This window comes from Sorangium sp. So ce693 (assembly GCF_051521375.1).
Lineage (GTDB): Bacteria > Myxococcota_A > Polyangia > Polyangiales > Polyangiaceae > Sorangium > Sorangium atrum.
Map to the genome: position 1 here is coordinate 7,005,395 of NZ_CP150347.1, position 16,172 is coordinate 7,021,566.

Genomic DNA, 16,172 nt, shown 5'->3' on the forward strand with positions numbered 1-16,172 from the left:
CGAGCGCCCCAGCGCATCGAGGCATCGACCACGATCTCCGGCGGGACGGCTCTCTTCACCATCAACACGGTCGCCGGCGGCAGCCGGCCCTCACCGGGTGGATCAGCGCATGAACACCTCGCCGCATTCGAGTCCTTCCGATCGCGCTCTGGCCGGGCTTCGCGCGCTGGTGGCGGAGCTCGGGCGAGGCGGAGGCTCCGTCAGTCCCTCGGTGTACGACACCGCCACCGTGCTGATGTTCGATGTCTTTCCCGAAGCCAGGGAGAGCATCATCCGGTGGCTTCTCGAGCAGCAGCGGCCGGACGCGGGCTGGGGGCTCTCGTCGGTGCCGCGCGCGCGCGATCTCCCGACGCTGGCGTCGATCGTGGCCCTCCAGCCTTACCGCGAGCTCATGCCGCAGGTACGCAGCGCCTGCGAGGGGGGCCTGGAGTTCCTGCGCAACCAGGCAGCTCATTGGGGGACGTCTTTGCCGGACGACATCCCTGTCGGGCTGGAGCTGCTCATGCCCAGGCTCCTCGACCGGGCCTCCTCGCTCAGCCTCGGCGTCGATTGGGACCCGTACAGGGCGCTCATCGCGCTCGGCGAGCGGCGCCGGGCCTTGATCGGCAAGGCCCGGCCGGCGGCCGGCAGCGCGGCGTCGCACTCGTGGGAGGGCTGGGGGGGCGGCCCCTCGCCTGACCTCATCGACGTGAGCGGCGGCGTCGGGCACAGCCCCGCGGCCACAGCAGCCTGGCTCCACGCATCTCGGCACAAGGCCGGCCTCGATGGCGCACGAGCGGCGGCGCGCGAGTACCTGCTTCGAGCGAGCGGCGCTACCGAGGTCGGAATTCCCGGCGTCGTCCCCACGGTGTGGCCCATCCACCGGTTCGAGCAGGCCTGGGTCCTGTACGCGCTGCGGGTCCTCGATCTGCTCGACCATCCCCGGCTGGGCGACGTGGCGCGGCCGCAGCTGCTCGACCTCGGCGCCGCGCTTCGCCCCGAGGGAATCGGCATGAGCGACGCGTTCACTCAGGATGGCGACATCACATCGACGGTCATCGCCACCCTGGGAGAGCTCGTGGCGCCTCGCGCCATCGAGACGCTGCGGCGCTTCGAGCGAGGCGGGATGTTCATCACGTACGCGAACGAGCTGCAGCCCTCGCTCACCACCAATGCACACGCGATCCACGCCCTCGCGTCCTGCGGGGAGAAGGCGTCGACGCCAGCGCGGTACCTCCTCGAGCGCCAGCAGCCGGACGGGCGGTGGGTTGGCGACAAATGGCACAGCTCCTGGCTCTACACGACCAGCCAGGTCATCTTGGCCCTCTCGCACGAGGGGCATCTGCCCGCGGTGAAGCGCGGCATGGAGGCGCTGCTGCGCGCCCAGCGTGGCGATGGCGGCTGGGGAGCCGGCGGGGCGCCCACCGCGGCAGAGACGGCCTACGCCGTGCTCGCGCTCCGCGCCGCACGAAGGAACCGCGAGCTCGAATCCATGGCGCGGAGCGCCTGGCGACGGGGGTGCGACTGGCTGGTGTCGAACCATGACATCGGCGCCGGCCAGGAAGATCTCCGCTGGATCGGGAAGGAGCTGTATTGCCCGGCCCGGGTGGACCGCGCGTGGGTCCTCGGCGCGCTCCTCGTGTCGCAACCGCCATGGGAAAGCTAGACTATCTGATCGAAAAGACGTGGCAGAGCCATGTCTTCGGCGATTCCTACCCGACCGCCGTCGGCCCTCGCGCGCTCTCCGAGAGGATGCGGGTCGTTTACTCGTGTTTTGTCGAGAGGTTCCGCCCGATCGTCCAGGAAGCCTTACCCGGCCTGGATCCGGAGCACGTCGAGCGCATCGTGCGCCAGATCGGCCCCAAGGCGACCGCGTTCTGCGCCGCGATCGCGATCGAAATCGAGGATGTCGAGCGCCTCGCCGAAGTCTCCATCGTATTTGGACTCCTCTACCTGCTCGATGGCCTGATGGATGACGGGGACCTGGCGATGGTCGTCGCAACGCACCGGTTCATCGAGGTTCAAGCGCCGCGCCTGCCCATCGCTGCAGCGAACGACACGAAGCAGCTGGCGTCCGCCGTACTCCTGAGCGAGCTCGAGGCGGCCAGAGCGCCGCGCGCCGATCCTGCCCTCGTCGCTGCGCGCGCTCGACCCCTGGAGGAGGTGGCGCGCCTGCTGCGTCGCCTGAGCTCTCCGGAAGACGCAGGCGCGCTCATCGAGTCGCCTGTCGCCGGCTTTCTCAGCCATGGCTCCGCCATGCGGCAGCTCAGCCAGCGATACCTCGAGCGCGAAGAGGGCGCGTTCTGGGACGACCACGCCGACGATTTCGTCGCGCATGCGATCGGGAGCATTCAGTCGGCCGGGACGGTCGCCGTCGTCTACAGCCTCTACCGGAGCGCGAGCCCCGAGCTCCCCACGATCGGACAGGTGCTGGCCGCCCCGGCGGTCAGGCGCGTGTGCGAGCGATTCGCCGACGCGGCTTCGCGCATCTTCGACGACGTGGGAGATCAGGACGTCGATCGACGCTCGGGCTCCCGCGGCCGGTTCGATCTCAACCTCTTCAACCATCCGAACAGGAGGCTCGTCGAGGCAACCCTGCGGTTCGTCGGCGTCGATGACGAGGACGTCATCGCGGCGACGCTGCGCGATCTCGCCGCCGACGACTGCGCCGGGGATGGCCGCGTCGTCGAGCGATTCGTCGACGTCGTGCGCGGCGGCGTGGCGAGCTTGCCGGCGGAGTGCTGGCGCGACGCGGACGTGTTCCTGATGCTCCTCAAGAGGATCATCGAGTCGGGATACGTCAACACGCTGGGTGACGCTGCGCTCGCGGAGTGACGCCGGGGCGCCGGGCACGCCGCTCGGCGGAGCGTTGCAATCCGCTCGTCGCTCACGCGCTCGCCGCCCCCTGGCGCGCGCGCGCCGGATCGCCGATCCTCCCTGCCCCATGCCAGCCTCCACGATCGTCCTGCTGACCGGCGGCGCCGACAGCACAACGTTGCTCCACGTCGTGAACGCGCGGGCGCCCGTCGTCCCGGCGTTCGTCGCTGGCGGCGTGCCGGAGAGCCCCGGGTTCTACCTTCACGACGCCCAGGGGTCCGACGAGGGCTCGTGAGCGCCTCCCCCGCGTCCGCCCCTCGCGCGGCGCGGCCGGCCCGGGGACAGGCCGCCGCGGGCGCCCGCGCCCTCCGCGATCGCGCCCTCCGTCATCTCTCCATGGGCATGCTCGGCGAGGCCCGCTCGGATGCGGGCGAGGCGCTCGCGCTCGTCGCGCGGGAGCTCGGGCCCGCCGACCCGGAGGCAGCGGGCGCGCTGCTCGTGCTCTGGCGGATCGCGGCGGCGTCCGGCGACCCTCCCGCCGCCGAGGCGCACGCGCGCCGCGCCGTCCTCGTGCTCGCGCGGGCGCGGCGGGGCGGTGAGATCAAGCGGCTCCGCGTCCACGCATGGCTCGCCCTGGCCGCGACCGCGCGGCTCCAGGGCCGCTACGCAGACGCGGCGGCGCGCGCCCGCCGCGCGCTCCGGCTGGCCGAGGCCGCCTTCGGCGCCCGCGACGTCGAGGTCGCCGCCTGCCTCAACGAGCTGGCGATGAGCTGCAAGTACCGCGCGCGCTTCGCCGAGGGGGCGCGGCTCTACCGCCGGGCGATCCGCGTCCTCGAGCGGGTCCACGGACCGGATCACCCCGATCTCGCGCCCCTGCTCCACAACCTCGGCGGTCTCGAGCACGCTCGCGGCCGGGCGGCCCGCGGAGAGCCGTTCGCGCGCCGCTCGGTGGCGCTGCGGGAGGCGGCGCTCGGGCCCGAGCACCCGCTCGTCGCCGAGGACGCGGCCGCGCTCGCGGCCATCCTCGACGCGCAGGGCAAGCGCGGCGAGGCGGCGGCGCTCTACCGGCGCGCGCTCGCCATCTTCGAGCGCGCGTACGGCCCCGCGCACCACGAGGTCGCCTTCACCACGAGCAACCTCGCCGCCCTGCTCTACGCCGAGGGCGAGCTCGACGCCGCAGCGCGCCTGTTCCGCAAGGCGATCGGGACGATGGAAGGGTTCCTCGGCCCGACCCACCCCGACCTGGCGATGGCGCTCAACAACCTCGGCGTGCTGCGCCTCCGTCAGGGCAAGCGGGCGGCGGCGCGCCGGCTGCTGGAGCGGGCGCTCTCCATCTACGAGGCGACGCTCGGCCCGGGCCACCCGACGATCGCGGCCTGCCGGGAGAACCTGGCGGAGGCGGGTCACGCCGCCTCGATCGTGGCCTGAGGAGCCACCACGCCGCGCGGTCGCCGCGGATCGAAGCGTGGCGCGTCGCTGGCTCTCGCCCGCGGCGCCACGCGCCGTGGGTCACCGCGCGCGCCGCATCGCGCGCGCGGCGCCCGTGGTCCGCGCCTGCCGCGCGGCCTTGCGCCCGGCCTTCGGCTTCGCGCCGCCGGCCCGGAGGAGCGTGCCGTTGTGGTTGACGCCGATGGGAACGACGGCGCTCAGATCGCTGGTGGCCGACGGTGAGGATTGCCCGCCGCACGAGATGCCGAACGTCGCGGTATACGTCCCCGGCGACCCTGGCGCGGTGAAGGACACGCTGACGTTCCGCTGGCCTTTGAAGGAGGCCGGGCAATTCGAGACGCCGAAGTGCTGGCTCGAGACGCTGCACTGGCAACCCGTCAGCGTCACCCCTTGGCTGTCCACGGTGACCGTACGCCAGGCCGTCGTCTGCGCCTGGACTTGCCCGAAGTCCCGGAGCGCCGGGCTGGACGCCAGCGCCTGCTCTGCCTCGCCGAGGGTGTCTTCTCCTCCCTCGCTCTCGAGGCTCTCCACCACGCAGCCCGCGGTTCCCAGGCTTGCGAGCAGCAGTGTCCCGACCATCACACATGATTGTTTCATAAAACCTCCGTCGCTGGACTCCACACGTGACGAGCGGCGCCCCGAAGCGACGACCAAGGCGACGAACGCCGCCGGGCCTGGCCCCAGGGCCTCTCGCGGAGCCGCTTCAGCAACCGGCACGCCAGCGCCCGGGAAACCACGGCCCCGCCGCTGCGTCAGCTCGATGTGGATCTCCGTGGCCCGAGCGGGCGGCGGATCCTGCCGAATCCGGCCCATTCGTCCGACGCAGTGGAGCGCGGAGCCCAACCGCATCTCCGAGGGGCGACCGTGACATGTCACGCCGCGACCGTGACATGTCACGCTGCGACCGTGACATGTCACGCCGCGACCGTGACACCGCGGACAGGCGCGACGCGCGACGAGGTGCCCTGATGGCATGGAGCGACGACGCGAGTCGCCCGTCCTCGGCCGCCCGGCGACGGGAGGTCCTTGGATCAAGGAGGCGGCGGCGGATCCTGCTCCGGGCGCGCCTGCCGCGGGGCCCACAGCGGGTAGTCGACGCCGGCGAGGCGATTGATGACGATGGCCTGGAGCGTGAGCAGGACAACCCCGCCGAGGAGCACGAGGAGCATCGGAGGCCGGGACAGGATGCCCAGCGAGACGATGAGGGTCGTCGCGCCCGCGGGAGGGTGCGGCGCGCGGGCGAGCACCATGAGGCCGGCCGTGAGCCCCAGCGAGAGCGCCGCGGCGATGGCGCGCGCGAGGGTCACGCCCGTCGTGGTCGCCGGACCTGCGTGCGTGAGCCCGGTGATGAGCAGGCTCATGTACGCGACCGCGATGCCGATGCTGTGCCCGAGGATGGTGGTGCGCGGCGCGGCCGACGCCGCCGTTGGAGTGTAGAAGAACAGGAAGGCCGTTGGCCCGAGCGACGGAAAGACGAAGGGCGACTTCGTCACCACGGCGAGGGCTGCCATCAGGCCGATGCTCACGAACCCGTTCACGCAGCTGAAGACCGCGAGCACCGGTATCTTGGAGTAACGCTGGAGGAGCCACGGGAGCCTGAGGCGCGTGAAGATGCCGCGCACGACGTCCGTCATCTCGCCGCCGAGCGGATGCCGCGGCGATATCGGACCGTAACCGCGCCCGCTTCCCCACGGCTCCGCCGCCGCGGGGGTCGATTGCCTGTCTCTCTCTGCCATCCTTCGTTCCTCGCGCGCTGGCTGCGCCTGGGCGCGCCCGCTTCCGCGGGCGCTCGCTCGCCGACGGGCGCCACGGCCAGCTCACCACGATTCTACCCCGGGCTCCGCCAGATGGATCGGGGATCTCGCCCGACGCGCTCGGGCCCGCCGGGCAGCGCGCCTGCGCGCGGAGCTCGCGACCGATGGCGCGGCCCGTCGAGCGATCGACACGACCCGTCCACGCTCGAGGCGACCGTCACACGCTGGTCGGTGACCGCGCCTCCCAGGACAGGTCAGAACTTCTCCACCGACGGGCGCACGTCGATCTCGAGGGTCCAGGCGCTCGGCGCCTGGGCGTGGAGCTGGAAGTAGGTCTCTGCCAGCGCCTCCGGCGATAGCAGGGTGGCGGCCGTCCTCCCGGGCACCATGGCGCGCACCCGCGGGGTGTCGATCAGCCCGTCGATGACGACGTGCGCCACGTGGATGCCGCGCGGGCCGAGCTCGCGCGCGAGCGACTGCGCGAGGGCGCGCAGGCCGGCTTTGCCGACGGCGAGGGCCGCGAAGCGGGCTCCGCCGCGGAGCGAGGCGGTGGCGCCCGTGAAGAGGATCGTCCCTCGGCCGCGCGCGAGCATGCCGGGCAGCGCCGCCTGCGCGCTCAGGAAGCCGCCGAGGCAGTTGATCTTCCAGTCGTCCTCGAGCTCTCGCGGCGTGAGCTCCAGCGCGCCGGCCACGCGGAACACGCTGGCGTTGTAGATCAGCACCTCGACCGGCCCGAGCGACTCCTCCACGCGCGCGAAGGCCGCCGCGACGGAGGCCGCGTCGGTGGCGTCCCCCGGGACGCTCAAGGCGCGCCCTCCGGCGCCCTCGATCTCCCGCTGCACCGCCTCACACGCGGCGGCCGTCCGGGCCATGAGGCCGACGGAGAACCCCTCGCGCGCGAAGCGCCTCGACACCGCGGCCCCGAGTCCGGGGCCGACGCCGACGACGACCGCTGCCTTGTTCGAGCTCATGAACGCACACCTCCCGCCGGCCCTCGCGCCGGCGAACCGCGGCAGCGTAGCCCGTCCTGGCCCGCGCGAACGACACGAGCCGACCGAGCCCGTCCCCGGCTCGTTCTGCAGGTCAGCCCCCCGGAGAGCTGCGGGGCCCCGGCGCATCCCTCCATTGCCGCACGAAGAACGGCCACGCGTCGTGGAGGTACAGGCCGAAGGGGATCCACCAGACGAGATCGTTCGTCAAGCAGAGCACGGCGGACCGAGGCGGCCACTGCCCGGTGGCGAGCAGCGCCGCGAGGCCGATCGGCCCGAGCACCTTGCCGAGCAGACCGACGCCCGCAAGGAGGAAGCCGCGCTCGGGCGCGCGAGCGACCTCCGCGTAAAGGAGGGCGTACACCCCGACGACCATCCCCAGACAGGCGAAGATCGGCGGGTGATTGAGGGGTTCCATGCCCGCGAAGCGAAAGAGCCATTGCGGGTCGACGGCGGCGTAGAGCCCCCAGCAAGCGTTGTAGAGGGCAGCCAGCGCGAAGACGGCGCGGTGCAGGCGGCGGCGGGGGATCATCGCGGGGCGGCCTCGGCGGACGCCCGGCGCTCATACACCGCGCGGGCGCCGGGGACGAGCCGGATCTCGCCCGCGCCGAGCGCGCCGGGACGACGCGCTCGGACCTCTCAGATGCCGCCGCCGTCCTCGAAGACGTCGCTCCGCACCTGGGCCTGGCTGATACGGCTGTTCGCCGGGACGCTGCGCGTGAGCCACACGTTGCCGCCGATGCTCGATCCGCGGCCGATGGTGATGCGCCCGAGGATCGTCGCGCCGGCGTACACCACCACGTGGTCCTCGACGATGGGGTGGCGGTCGATCCCCTTGATGGGGTTCCCGCTCGCGTCGCGCGGGAAGCTCTTCGCGCCGAGGGTGACGCCCTGGTACAGGCGCACGCGCTCGCCGATACGGCACGTCTCCCCGATGACGACGCCCGTCCCGTGATCGATGAAGAAGCTCGCCCCGATCTCGGCGCCGGGGTGGATGTCGATGCCGGTGTCGGCGTGCGCGATCTCCGCGAGGATCCGCGGGATGAGCGGCACGCCGAGCGTGTAGAGCAGGTGCGCGATCCGGTGGTGCATGATCGCGGTGATGCCCGGATAGCAGAACACCGCCTCGTCGATGCTCGTCGCCGCCGGATCCCCCTCGAACGCCGCGCGCACGTCGGTCTCGAGCAGCTCCTGCACCGCGGGGAGGCCCGCGGCGAAGTCGCGCACGATCTCGGCCGCGCGGCCCTCGCGGCGGGCGGCCTCGCGGGCGTCGAGCTCCCTCGGGAAGCCAAGGCCCCTCCGGACCTGCTCATGGAGCGCGAGCAGCGCCGCGTCGAGCGTGTGCCCGACGAAGTAGTCGGTCCCCTCCTCGGTGAGATCGGCGGGCCCGAAATGCGCCGGGAAGAACACCGCGCGCAGATCGCGCGCGATGCCGACGAGCACCTCGCGCGACGGCAGCGCCTGCCGCCCGAGCTTCTGGCGCGCGCCGTCGATCCCCCGGCCGGCGGCGCGCAGCTCCGCGACCACCGAGCCGAGCGCCCAGGACGCGCCGGACACGGCGGGCGCGGCGGGCGCGCGGAACCCCCCGTGATCGGCCTCGCTCATGTCGCGAGCCCCTTCTCGTCGAAGAGCCCCTCGAAGAGGGCCGTGCTCAGGTAGCGCTCGCCCGAGTCGGGGAGGATGACCACGATCGTCTTGCCCTCATTCTCCTTGCGCTTCGCGATCCGCGCCGCGACCGCCACCGCCGCGCCGGACGAGATCCCCGAGAGGATGCCCTCCTCGCGCGTCAGCCGCCGCGCGTAGGCGATCGCCTCCTCGTTGGTCACCTGCTCGATCTCATCGACGATCGACAGATCGAGCACGTCGGGCACGAAGCCCGCGCCGATCCCCTGGATCTTGTGCGGCCCCGGCTTGAGCGGCTCCCCGGCGCGCGTCTGCGTGAGCACCGCGCTGTGCGTGGGCTCGACCGCGACGGACGTGATCGCCTTGCCCTTCTGGTTCTTGATGAAGCGCGAAACGCCGGTGATCGTGCCCCCGGTCCCGACGCCGGACACGAGGATGTCGACCTTCCCGGCCGTATCGTCCCAGATCTCCGGGCCCGTCGTCCGCTCGTGGATCGCGGCGTTCGCCGGGTTCTTGAACTGCTGCAGGAGCACGTACCGGCTCGGGTTCGACGCGACGATCTCCTCCGCCTTCGCGATGGCGCCGCTCATCCCCCGGGGCCCCTCGGTGAGCACCAGCTTCGCGCCATAACCCACGAGGAGCTTGCGGCGCTCGATGCTCATCGTCTCGGGCATGGTCAGCGTGAGCGGATAGCCGCGCGCCGCCGCGACGAAGGCCAGCGCGATGCCCGTGTTCCCGCTCGTCGGCTCGACGATCTCCTTGCCCGGACCGAGGAGCCCCCGCTTCTCGGCGTCCCACACGAGCGCCGCGCCGAGGCGGCACTTCACGGAATACGCCGGATTGCGCCCCTCGATCTTCGCGAGCACGAGTGCGCCCTCGACGACGCGACGGAGGCGCACGAGCGGCGTGCGGCCGATGGATTCTGCGTTGTCTTCGAACCAGCCGCGTGTGACGTTCGACATGGGCCCTCTGGGGTGCGACGGCATGCCTCCGCGTCCTCGAGGTCGGAGGACGTCGAGCGGGAAGCGAACGCCGCGCTTGATTACCAGCGGATGTTCATCTAACATAACGGACAAAAGCCGCCAAGCACTTTGTGCCCCGCCGCCGCGGTCTCCGCTCAGTGATCGTGGCGCGTCGTGACGCGTCGATGGCACGGGAGACGCGTCGATGGCACGGGGCCGGCGCTCCATCACCTCACTCCTTATCTCTTCATGTCTGACGGTGTCGCAACGACGCCGTAACGTCGCCGCAACGCCCTTGAGCCTTGACTTCGAACGATGTCCGCCGGTGTCAGCCTCCACCACGGCACGCGCGGTTGCGCTCCACCATCGTGGAAGGAAAATCCGCTTTATAGGAGTCCGACATGGTGGAAATTACATCTGCTTTACAGGAGGAAAGCGTCCAGGGCGTCACCAGCGCCATTGCGGCAGCCTGGGAAGAAGTTGTAGTACTGGCTCAGCTTTGGCGAAGACACCCTCCCAACTCGTCAAAGCTCGAGGAAAAGCCCTGCCATGACGAACCACGAAAGCCATTTGCTTGGCGAGCGCGCCGCAAGGCAACACGCCAACACGAGCAAGACTCCGCCCCAGTGGGCCGGTGCCACCCCGCGTTGGCTCGTGCAGCTGCTCCCCTGGACGCCCGTCGAAGCAGGCGTGTACCGCCTCAACCGGGTCACCGATACCGATTTCGCGGTCGATTGCAGCCCGGAGGACGCCGCCGAGCTGCCCACGGCGCGCATCCACTATGAAGAGCAGCCGCGCGAGTTCGTGCTCAACACGGTGACCACGACGATCCAGGTGCACACCCGGATCTCCGACCTGTTCCGCAGCCCCATGGATCAGGTGAAGGAGCAGCTCACCGTCCTCGTCGAGAAGCTCAAGGAGAAGCAAGAGGACGAGCTGATCAACAACGGCAATTACGGCCTGCTCAACAGCGTGCATGAGAGCATGCGGGTCAAGCCGCGCGGCGCTGGCCCCACGCCGGACGATCTCGACGAGCTGATCGCGCGCGTGTGGAAGGAGCCCGCCTTTTTCCTGGCGCACCCGCGCGCCATCGCGGCGTTCGGTCGCGAATGCACGAAGCGCGGCGTTCCGCCGCCCACGGTGACCCTGTTTGGCTCGCCGTTCCTCACGTGGCGCGGCCTGCCGCTCATCCCCACCGACAAGCTGCACCTCGCGGGCAACAAGACCGATATCCTGCTGGTCCGCACCGGCGAGAAGAAGCGCGGTGTCGTGGGCCTGTTCCAGCCGGGGATCCAGGGCGAGGTGAGCCCGAGCCTGTCGATTCGCTTCATGGGCATCAACCAGCTCGGGGCTGCCTCGTACCTCGCGTCCCTCTACTGCTCGGCGGCGGTTCTGACCGAAGATGCGCTCGGCGTGCTCGAGGGCGTTCAGGTGGACAGCTACTATGAGTACAAGTGAGATCCAGACAGCGGATCTCCAGGGTGCTCTGCCGCAGGTGACTCGCGTCGTGGGGAGCTCTGGGATCGCGCCGTTGAACGTGCCGCTCTCGGCGCCGGGCGTCGCGCCCGCGTCGGCACCGGAGATCCCTGGCTTCGACCCCGCCTCCCTGGCCGCGGTGATCGCGCAGCTCGCCAACGAGATGCTCGGCGCGCCGTTCAAGCAGGGGGCGGCGGCGGCGCCAGCGGCTCCGCCGGCGCCGACGGCGGCGCCGCTGCCCGGCGCGGCGCCGTCGCAGTCACCCGTCCCGCACCTGGCGGCGGCTGGCGCGACGCCGTCACCTGTTCCGGGGCCGTCCGCGGCGGCGGCCCCCGTATATCCCGGGTCGGCCCCCGCCTATTCCAGCTCGGTCCCCGCCTACTCCGGCTCGGCCCCCGCCTACTCCGGCTCGGCGCTGCCGGCTGCCGGCTCGGTCCTCGCTGCTTCCGGCGCCGCGCCCGCCTCCCCCGGCGAGGTGTCGCTGCCCGGTGTCTCGCCGTCGCTGTCGCCCGCCCCGCCCGTGCAGGCGCCTGGCGCGACGCCGTCGGGCGTCTCTCCGTCGCTGTCGCCCGCCCCGCCCGTGCAGGCGTCTGGCGCGACGCCGTCGGCTGCCGCTGGACCCTCCGCGGCGGCGGCCCCGGTCTATCCCGGGTCAGCCCCCGCCGCTCCCGGCGCGGCGCCGCCCGCTCCCGGCTCGGTCCCCGCTTATTCCGGCGCGACGCCCGCCTTCCCCGGCGAGGTGTCGCTGCCGGACTCGGCGGTGCGCGCCGGGTTCGTCCGCGTCCCGCTCGTGGGCTCCGATCCGCTGAGCCTGGGAGCGGCCGACGAGGTGCTCCGCATCCCGGTGCTGGGCGATCTCGCGGGCCGCGACGTCGACGCGTACTTCGTGCCCGGCGCGCCCGCGCTGGGCATCGAGTCGCCCGTCGGCCCTCCCCAGGTCGAAGCCCACGAGATCCGCGCCGTGGATCCCGCGCTGGTCCGCGACCTCAGCCGCTCCGCCGGCATCCTGGACCCCCACGCGATCCGCCGCGACTTCCCCATCCTCGACGAGCGGGTCCACAACAAGCGGCTCGTCTGGCTCGACAACGCGGCGACGACCCAGAAGCCCCGGGCCGTCATCGATCGGCTCTCGTACTTCTACGAGCACGAGAACTCGAACATCCACCGCGCGGCGCACGCGCTCGCGGCCCGCGCGACGGACGCGTACGAGGCGGCGCGCGAGGCGACGCGCCGCTTCATCAACGCCCCGTCCACGCGCGAGATCGTGTTCGTGCGCGGCACCACCGAGGGGATCAACCTGATCGCCCAGAGCTGGGGCCGGAGGAACGTGGGCCCGGGCGACGAGATCGTCATCACGTGGCTCGAGCACCACGCCAACATCGTGCCGTGGCAGCAGCTCTGCTCCGAGAAGGGCGCCAAGCTCCGTGTCGCTCCCGTGGACGACAGGGGCCAGGTGATCCTCGAGGAGTACGAGAAGCTGCTCGGCCCGCGGACGCGCATCGTCTCGATCACGCAGGTGTCGAACGCGCTCGGCACCATCACGCCCGCGCGCGAGATGGTGGCGATGGCGCACCGGCACGGCGCGCGCGTGCTCGTGGACGGCGCGCAAGCGGTGTCCCACATGCGCGCGGACGTGCAGCTCCTCGACTGCGACTTCTACGTGTTCTCGGGACACAAGGTGTTCGGTCCCACGGGCATCGGCGCTGTCTTCGGCAAGAGCGAGGTGCTCGACGCGATGCCGCCCTGGCAGGGAGGCGGCAACATGATCGCGGACGTCACCTTCGAGCGGACGATCTACCACCCGCCGCCCGCGCGCTTCGAGGCCGGCACCGGCAACATCGCGGACGCGGTCGGCCTCGGCGCCGCGCTCGACTACGTGACGCGGATCGGGATCGAGAACATCGGCCGCTACGAGCACGAGCTGCTCCACTACGCGACGCACGCCCTCGCGAGCGTCCCCGGGCTGCGGCTCATCGGCACCGCGGCCGACAAGGCGGGCGTGCTCTCCTTCGTCCTCGATGGGCAGCGCACCGAGGACGTGGGCGGGGCGCTCGACCGGGAGGGCATCGCGGTGCGCTCGGGCCACCACTGCGCCCAGCCCATCCTGCGCCGCTTCGGCCTGGAGAGCACCGTGCGCGCGTCGCTCGCCCCCTACAACACCTGCGAGGACATCGACGCGCTGGTTGACGCGCTGCATCGGATCCAGATCGGCAGGTCTCGCTGACGTGACGCCCGGCGGCTGTCCGCTGAGACGGACACCGCCGGGCTCCCTGCCGACCGATTTCGCCGCCCAACCCTCCGGTTGGATCTCCAAATTAGGCTGAACCCCCGGGATTTCGAAGGATTTCGTCTCGACGGCGAACTTGTGTCCCCCGGGTTGCCACTGTCGTACGCGTCCGTTATAATGGACGCATGATCCAGACGATATCGCCCAGGGACGCGGACGAGCTGATCAAGAGCGGGGAGGTTGACGTTGTGGATGTGCGTGAGCCACGCGAGTGGTCGGTCGGACACGTGCCGCACGCGCGGCTGGTGCCCCTCGATCAACTGAGAGCGGATCCGCAGCGGGCCCTGCCGCGCGATCGGGTGGTGTTCGTGTGCGCGAAGGGCGCCCGCAGCCTGACGGCGGCGAAGCTCGCCGAGCGGCTCGGGTTCAACCAGCTCTACAACCTGGATGGCGGCACGAGCGGTTGGGTCAAGGCGGGGCTTCCGCTCGAGCACAGCTGAGCTGCTCGATAGAGAACATCCAGGAGTCGCGCGAGGCGCTTGTGTGGTGCCGCCGATCGCGGCGCGCGCCTCGGTTTGCGCCGCGCTGCGGTTGGCGCGCGGCGCCGCCGTCACAAGGTGTGCGGCATGGACCTGCGCGCGCTCCGCACCTTCCTCCTCATTCCCCTGTTCGGCGCTGCATGCGCCCGCGGCGCCCCGCCTCCCGCGGCCGGGCCGGCTCCCCTGCCCTCGCCGGCGCCCTCGGCGGCCGCTAGCACGACGCCCGTCGCGCGCTCGGCACCAGCAACGGCCCGGCGGCTCCCGGCCTGGGTCGAGCGCAGCAACGAGCACGCGAAGGTCCTCCTCGACGTGCTCGTCCGGTTCTCGCCGGAGCGCGCCGGCTACCTGGGGGTCGAGCGCGCCGACCGGGAGATCTCGGACCTCTCGCCCGGGGTCGAGGCGCAGAAGCGCGCGGCCTACCGCGCGGCCATCGTGGAGCTCCAGAAACGACGAGAGACCGAGAAGGACCCGGCGGTCGCCGAGGATCTGCAGATCTTGCTGGACGCCGCGGACCGGGCCGTCCGCAGCTCGGAGCTCGAGGAGAAGCACAGCGTCACCTACGTGAACGTCACGGGGCTCGTGTTCGAGGGCATCTCGAACCTGCTGGACGACCGGGTGCCGCCGGCGCGGCGGGCCGCGGCCCGCACGCGCCTCCGGCGCTATGCCGGCCTGGAGGCGGGCTACGTGCCGATCGCCGAGCAGGCCATGTCCAGGCTCCTCCAGGACCTCGAGAAGCCCGGATTGCTCGCCCCGCCCAGGATGGAGATCGAGCGGCACCTCGCCACGAACGCCCGCGTCCGCGAGGGCATCGGCGAGCTCTTCAGGAAATACGGCATCAGCGGCCATGACGAGCCGCTCGCGGCGCTGGATCGCCAGCTCGAGGCGTACGACGCGGCGCTGCGCGACGACGTGCTCCCCCGGGCGCGGACCGACTTCGCGCTGCCGCGGCCGCTCTATGCGTTCGCGCTCGAGTCGCACGGCGTCGACCTGCCGCCCGCCGAGCTCGCGCCCCTGGCCCACGCCGCCTTCGAGGATCTGACGGCGCAGATGCAGGAGCTCTCGGTATCGGTCGCCAGGGAACGCAAGCTGCCAGGCGCGGACTACCGCGACGTGCTCCGCGCCCTGAAGAAAGATCAGCTGGTGGGCGAGGCCATCTTGCCGCACTACGAGGCGCGGCTCGCCCAGATAGAGGACATCATCAGGAAAGAGCGCCTCGTCACGCTGCCCGAGCGGCCTGCGCGCATCCGGCTCGGCACCGCCGCCGAGAGCGCCGAGTCGCCAGCGCCCCACATGCGGCCGCCGCGGCTGATCGGCAACCAGGGGGAAGAGGGGGAGTTCGTGTTGCCGCTCAGCCTCCCGGGCCCACCCGGCGCCGGCGACGAGCTGCAGAAGGTCGATGACTTCACTCATGCGGCAGCGTCATGGACGCTCACCGCCCACGAGGCGCGCCCCGGACACGAGCTCCAGTTCGCGTCGCTCGTCGAGCGCGGCGTCTCGATCGCCCGGGCGGTCTTCGCGATGAACAGCGCCAACGTCGAGGGGTGGGGGGTGTACTCCGAGGCCCTCGTGTTCCCGTTCATGCCGCCCGACGGCCAGCTCGTCTCGCTGCAATACCGCCTGCTGCGGGCCGCGCGCGCCTTCCTGGACCCGGAGCTCCAGGCCGGCAAGATCACGCCTGCGGCCGCGCGCGCCTTCCTGGAGCAGGAAGTGGTGCTGTCGGCGCCGTTCGCTCAGTCCGAGGTGGAGCGCTACACGTTCCGCGCGCCGGGACAGGCGACGTCGTATTTCTACGGGTTCACCCGGCTGATGGAGCTCAGGGCAGAGGTCGAGTCCATGATGGGCCCTCGCTTCGATGCGCAGCGATTTCACGATTTCGTGCTCGCCCAGGGGATCCTGCCGCCGAAGCTGCTGCGCAAGGCCGTGTTCGAGCGATTCGTCGAGGCTCAGCCGGAGCGCTGAGCGAGGAGAGCGAGCGAAGGCGGCCTCGATCCAGCGCGGGGTCCCCTTGCGGCACGCCTCGCCGGCTCCACCTGTCGTGTCGGGCACGGGAGCGCCGGAGGATGTGACGCATGGGAACGAGCGAGGAGAAGGCGACGGAGCGACAGCCGGAAGCACCTGAAGGCCCCGAGACCGGACCCGAGGCGACGAGGGCGAAGATGCGCAAGGAGCGGAGCCCGCAGACGCCGCTCGATCGCAGCGGGGCGCGCTCGCAGCGCGAGGCGTGGGAGCCGGTGGACGAGGCGTCGGACGAGTCGTTCCCGGCGAGCGACCCGCCGGCCTGGACGCCGATCCACACGGGCTGAGCCTGGATCCCGCTGTGCTGTAGCTCATTGCGGCTGAGCCAGCGCCCGCCCCTG

15 protein-coding genes are annotated in these 16,172 nt (G+C 71.6%); 9 read left to right on the plus strand and 6 right to left on the minus strand.

Features of this window, described 5'->3' with window-relative positions:
• The first annotated feature begins 109 nt into the window (after positions 1-109).
• The 4 genes from WMF14_RS25940 (at position 110) to WMF14_RS25955 (ending at position 4,224) form a co-directional block, all read left to right on the plus strand.
• On the plus strand, positions 110-1,645 hold the full coding sequence (locus WMF14_RS25940; protein ID WP_437790334.1) for a hypothetical protein: 1,536 nt from the start codon (positions 110-112) through the stop codon (positions 1,643-1,645).
• Entirely contained in the window at positions 1,633-2,814 is a 1,182-nt protein-coding gene (locus WMF14_RS25945) for a hypothetical protein (protein ID WP_437790335.1), read from the plus strand. Before WMF14_RS25940 ends, WMF14_RS25945 begins: the two co-directional genes overlap by 13 nt.
• Positions 2,815-2,923: 109 nt before the next feature.
• Positions 2,924-3,091: a hypothetical protein gene (locus tag WMF14_RS25950; protein WP_437790336.1), complete on the plus strand. Its 168-nt coding sequence runs from the start codon at positions 2,924-2,926 to the stop codon at positions 3,089-3,091.
• Entirely contained in the window at positions 3,088-4,224 is a 1,137-nt protein-coding gene (locus WMF14_RS25955) for a tetratricopeptide repeat protein (protein WP_437790338.1), read from the plus strand. Before WMF14_RS25950 ends, WMF14_RS25955 begins: the two co-directional genes overlap by 4 nt.
• Before the next feature lie 81 nt (positions 4,225-4,305).
• Here WMF14_RS25955 and WMF14_RS25960 read toward each other — a convergent pair whose 3' ends face one another.
• The 6 genes from WMF14_RS25960 to cysK all read right to left on the minus strand — a co-directional run bounded on the left by WMF14_RS25960 (position 4,306) and on the right by cysK (position 9,573).
• A complete protein-coding gene (locus WMF14_RS25960) occupies positions 4,306-4,824 on the minus strand; it encodes a hypothetical protein (RefSeq protein ID WP_437790340.1) in 519 nt (172 codons plus the stop codon).
• 452 nt (positions 4,825-5,276) lie between these two features.
• Complete coding sequence (locus tag WMF14_RS25965; protein WP_437790342.1) at positions 5,277-5,981, minus strand: HPP family protein; 705 nt, start codon at positions 5,979-5,981, stop codon at positions 5,277-5,279.
• Between the two features lie 272 nt (positions 5,982-6,253).
• The gene (locus WMF14_RS25970) at positions 6,254-6,970 is read right to left on the minus strand and encodes an SDR family NAD(P)-dependent oxidoreductase (protein WP_437790343.1); all 717 of its coding nucleotides are present in this window, start codon (positions 6,968-6,970) and stop codon (positions 6,254-6,256) included.
• A 112-nt stretch (positions 6,971-7,082) separates the two neighbouring features.
• Positions 7,083-7,520 (minus strand): hypothetical protein, encoded by a 438-nt coding sequence (locus WMF14_RS25975; protein ID WP_272093554.1) that lies wholly within the window; start codon positions 7,518-7,520, stop codon positions 7,083-7,085.
• Between the two features lie 107 nt (positions 7,521-7,627).
• The gene (gene epsC, locus WMF14_RS25980; protein ID WP_437790345.1) at positions 7,628-8,593 is read right to left on the minus strand and encodes a serine O-acetyltransferase EpsC; all 966 of its coding nucleotides are present in this window, start codon (positions 8,591-8,593) and stop codon (positions 7,628-7,630) included.
• Positions 8,590-9,573 carry a cysteine synthase A gene (gene cysK, locus WMF14_RS25985; protein ID WP_437790347.1) on the minus strand — a complete coding sequence of 328 codons (984 nt, stop codon included), beginning with the start codon at positions 9,571-9,573 and terminating at the stop codon, positions 8,590-8,592. Before cysK ends, epsC begins: the two co-directional genes overlap by 4 nt.
• 549 nt (positions 9,574-10,122) lie before the next feature.
• On the opposite strand from cysK, the gene WMF14_RS25990 reads away from it, so the two are divergent.
• From WMF14_RS25990 to WMF14_RS26010, 5 genes are all read left to right on the plus strand, one after another.
• Positions 10,123-11,031, plus strand: a complete 909-nt coding sequence (locus WMF14_RS25990) for a family 2A encapsulin nanocompartment shell protein (RefSeq protein ID WP_272093557.1) — start codon at positions 10,123-10,125, stop codon at positions 11,029-11,031.
• The gene (locus WMF14_RS25995; RefSeq protein WP_437790349.1) at positions 11,018-13,273 is read left to right on the plus strand and encodes a family 2A encapsulin nanocompartment cargo protein cysteine desulfurase; all 2,256 of its coding nucleotides are present in this window, start codon (positions 11,018-11,020) and stop codon (positions 13,271-13,273) included. Before WMF14_RS25990 ends, WMF14_RS25995 begins: the two co-directional genes overlap by 14 nt.
• 188 nt (positions 13,274-13,461) lie before the next feature.
• Positions 13,462-13,776, plus strand: a complete 315-nt coding sequence (locus tag WMF14_RS26000; RefSeq protein ID WP_272093559.1) for a rhodanese-like domain-containing protein — start codon at positions 13,462-13,464, stop codon at positions 13,774-13,776.
• A gap of 126 nt (positions 13,777-13,902) precedes the next feature.
• Positions 13,903-15,774 carry a DUF885 domain-containing protein gene (locus tag WMF14_RS26005; protein WP_437790351.1) on the plus strand — a complete coding sequence of 624 codons (1,872 nt, stop codon included), beginning with the start codon at positions 13,903-13,905 and terminating at the stop codon, positions 15,772-15,774.
• Positions 15,775-15,884: 110 nt separating this feature from the next.
• Positions 15,885-16,118 carry a hypothetical protein gene (locus tag WMF14_RS26010; RefSeq protein WP_437790353.1) on the plus strand — a complete coding sequence of 78 codons (234 nt, stop codon included), beginning with the start codon at positions 15,885-15,887 and terminating at the stop codon, positions 16,116-16,118.
• The last annotated feature ends 54 nt before the right edge of the window (positions 16,119-16,172 follow it).

Excerpts from the sequence above, each read along its gene's own strand:
- WMF14_RS25940 (WP_437790334.1), top strand. The coding sequence starts at position 110 with ATGAACACCTCGCCGCATTCGAGTCCTTCCGATCGCGCTCTGGCCGGG.
- WMF14_RS25945 (WP_437790335.1), top strand. The coding sequence starts at position 1,633 with ATGGGAAAGCTAGACTATCTGATCGAAAAGACGTGGCAGAGCCATGTC.
- WMF14_RS25950 (WP_437790336.1), top strand. The coding sequence starts at position 2,924 with ATGCCAGCCTCCACGATCGTCCTGCTGACCGGCGGCGCCGACAGCACA.
- WMF14_RS25960 (WP_437790340.1), bottom strand. The coding sequence starts at position 4,824 with ATGGTCGGGACACTGCTGCTCGCAAGCCTGGGAACCGCGGGCTGCGTG.
- WMF14_RS25965 (WP_437790342.1), bottom strand. The coding sequence starts at position 5,981 with ATGGCAGAGAGAGACAGGCAATCGACCCCCGCGGCGGCGGAGCCGTGG.
- WMF14_RS25970 (WP_437790343.1), bottom strand. The coding sequence starts at position 6,970 with ATGAGCTCGAACAAGGCAGCGGTCGTCGTCGGCGTCGGCCCCGGACTC.
- WMF14_RS25975 (WP_272093554.1), bottom strand. The coding sequence starts at position 7,520 with ATGATCCCCCGCCGCCGCCTGCACCGCGCCGTCTTCGCGCTGGCTGCC.
- epsC (WP_437790345.1), bottom strand. The coding sequence starts at position 8,593 with ATGAGCGAGGCCGATCACGGGGGGTTCCGCGCGCCCGCCGCGCCCGCC.
- cysK (WP_437790347.1), bottom strand. The coding sequence starts at position 9,573 with ATGTCGAACGTCACACGCGGCTGGTTCGAAGACAACGCAGAATCCATC.
- WMF14_RS25990 (WP_272093557.1), top strand. The coding sequence starts at position 10,123 with ATGACGAACCACGAAAGCCATTTGCTTGGCGAGCGCGCCGCAAGGCAA.
- WMF14_RS25995 (WP_437790349.1), top strand. The coding sequence starts at position 11,018 with ATGAGTACAAGTGAGATCCAGACAGCGGATCTCCAGGGTGCTCTGCCG.
- WMF14_RS26000 (WP_272093559.1), top strand. The coding sequence starts at position 13,462 with ATGATCCAGACGATATCGCCCAGGGACGCGGACGAGCTGATCAAGAGC.
- WMF14_RS26005 (WP_437790351.1), top strand. The coding sequence starts at position 13,903 with ATGGACCTGCGCGCGCTCCGCACCTTCCTCCTCATTCCCCTGTTCGGC.
- WMF14_RS26010 (WP_437790353.1), top strand. The coding sequence starts at position 15,885 with ATGGGAACGAGCGAGGAGAAGGCGACGGAGCGACAGCCGGAAGCACCT.